The organism is Bacillus sp. 05T31, from assembly GCF_056396725.1.
The window spans coordinates 1-2,279 of the sequence record NZ_JBFTMA010000708.1 but is presented as its reverse complement, the minus strand read 5'-3'; the positions used below and the strand labels follow the sequence as shown (position 1 = coordinate 2,279).

Annotated in this window: 2 protein-coding genes and 2 pseudogenes; 2 read left to right on the top strand and 2 right to left on the bottom strand. The window is 35.0% G+C overall.

Features of this window, described 5'->3' with window-relative positions:
• Positions 1 to 234 (top strand): annotated as a pseudogene (locus tag AC1DJR_RS26990) (NUDIX hydrolase); the annotation flags it as partial.
• 12 nt (positions 235 to 246) lie between these two features.
• On the opposite strand, the gene AC1DJR_RS26985 reads toward AC1DJR_RS26990, so the two are convergent.
• Entirely contained in the window at positions 247 to 924 is a 678-nt protein-coding gene (locus AC1DJR_RS26985; protein WP_002128560.1) for an LrgB family protein, read from the bottom strand.
• Complete coding sequence (locus AC1DJR_RS26980; RefSeq protein ID WP_429688111.1) at positions 921 to 1,286, bottom strand: CidA/LrgA family holin-like protein; 366 nt, start codon at positions 1,284 to 1,286, stop codon at positions 921 to 923. The genes AC1DJR_RS26985 and AC1DJR_RS26980 overlap by 4 nt, the downstream gene beginning before the upstream one ends.
• Positions 1,287 to 1,437: 151 nt before the next feature.
• On the opposite strand from AC1DJR_RS26980, the pseudogene alsR reads away from it, so the two are divergent.
• Positions 1,438 to 2,279 (top strand): annotated as a pseudogene (alsR, locus tag AC1DJR_RS26975) (acetoin biosynthesis transcriptional regulator AlsR); the annotation flags it as partial.

The following is a 2,279-nucleotide window of genomic DNA, read 5'->3' as shown; positions in this document are numbered from 1 at the left end:
GTGGAGGTTGTAAATAAAATATACGAAAAAGAAGGTATTACATATGGGATTCCGGTGTATGTTCATTATTACTTTGTTAAAAAAATAGGCGGTAATATGAAAATCCAAGATCCGGATGAGTTAATACATGAGATTGATTGGAAAGGGATACATGAAGTTGGAAAATTATCGTTAGCTTTTCCGGAGGATTACGAGCTAATATGCCGATATATAAATAAAAAAGCAAGTGTGTAGATACTTGCTTTTTTAGTGTATCCACGATAAGAAAAGTGGAACGATAACTAAACTAGCTCCAGCTGTTAAAAGCATTGATAAACTTGCAATTGTACCTTCTACAGGGCCGATTTCAAATGCTTTTGATGTTCCGGTTCCATTCGCGCTAGTACCTAGCATTATACCTTTTGCGAGCGCTGTTTTAATACGGCATATGCGTATGAGTGTAGGACCGAGTAATGCTCCAGTTAAGGCAGTTAATACAACGAAAACTGCTGTTAATTGTGACATGCCGCCAATCATTTCTGAAATAGCCATTGCAATAGGTGTTGTTACAATGTGCGGTGCTAAACTTTGTTCTATTGTAGAGTCAATTTGAAAAAAATTAGCTAATAGTGCGGAAGTAATAACAGATAGAAAAGAACCGACAATGACATTAATTAAAATAGCAGTTCCATGTTTTTTTAATAGATCAAAATATTTATAGATTGGCCATGCGAAAGCAACTGTTGCAGGTTTTAATAATTCTGTTAGCCAATGACTACCAGATTCGTAGGTTTCGTACGGTGTATCTAATCCGAGTAATAAAGCAATTAAAATGATTGGACATACAAGAAGGGGAGAAAGTAAGCTCCAATTCCAGCGTTGATACATTTTTTTAGATACCCAATATGTGAATAGTGTTAATAGTAAACAAAGAAAGCCGATCATTGTGTTGATCCTTTCCGATTTAATAGCAATTCTGTTAAAAGCCCTGTTACTAGAGTGACACAAAGTGTACTAATCACGATAATTAAAATGAGATCGATTCCATATTGTGATAATGTATCCTTGTAACGAATGACAGCGACTGCAGAAGGGATGAAAAATAAAATAAGTTCTTTTAATAAAAAGTCTGCACCGTCTTGTATCCATTCTTTTTTCACTATGTTAAATTTTAACGAGATTAATAATAAAAAAATACCGATTATACTTCCTGGAACTGGGAGGTGTGCCTGTTTTGCAATCCATTCACCTGTCCAAGCGAAACAAAATAATAATAAAATTTGTCCGCTTAACTTCCACCATTTCATACAGTAACCACCTCTTTGTTTTTTACATAAAAATTGTAAAAAATAATTAACAATTTCTACTATACGTTCATTCGAAATATTTGTCTAATATATAAATTATATGTTATTAATATATTAGATGTATTAATCGAAAGTGAAAAGGGTGTCCAAAATGGAATTACGGCATTTGCAATATTTTGTTGTAGTGGCAGAGGAATTGCACTTTGGACGAGCGGCTGCTCGTCTACAAATGACACAACCCCCGCTTAGTCAACAAATTCAGCAATTAGAAAAAGAAATGGAAGTTATGTTATTTTCAAGAACGAAGAGAAAGGTTGAATTAACAGAAGCTGGAGAAATGTTTTTAAAAGAAGTGAAAAAAGCGTTTGAACAAATTGAAAAAGCAGTAGAAGTCGCACAAAGTGCTCAAAGGGGAGAAGTAGGATCACTTTCAATCGGTTTTGTAGGTGCAGCGATATATGATATTTTACCGTCAATCGTCAGGGAGTATAGAAAGAAATTTCCAAGGGTGTCTGTCGCATTACATGAATTGTCAACACCAGATCAGGTGCATGCACTTCATGATAATCGAATTGATATTGGATTTTTACGTCCGCCAATTCCGACGCAATTACTTGAGTTAGAACCAATTCAAAAACTTTCGTGTACCTTATGTTTACCGAAGGCACATCCTCTTGCTGAAAAGGACGAAATACATATCGAAGATTTAAGGGATGAACCGTTCGTATTTATTACGAGACCAGTATGGCCAGCGTTATATGATACAATTTTATCGCTTTGCCGTGATGTAGGTTTTAGTCCGCACATTGTACAAGAAGCAACGGAGTATCAAACTGTTATGGGGCTTGTAGCGGCAGGTATTGGAATTACGGTAATACCTGTATCCGCAAATAAATTGTATAAAACAGAAGTTGTATATAAAGAGTTATGTGATTCTAATTTTGTTGCAGAAATGTCAGTGGCTTATAAAAAATGAATAACAATCCAGAGTTG

Coding starts and splice junctions, on each gene's coding strand:
- AC1DJR_RS26980 (WP_429688111.1), bottom strand. CDS start 1,286: ATGAAATGGTGGAAGTTAAGCGGACAAATTTTATTATTATTTTGTTTC.
- AC1DJR_RS26985 (WP_002128560.1), bottom strand. CDS start 924: ATGATCGGCTTTCTTTGTTTACTATTAACACTATTCACATATTGGGTA.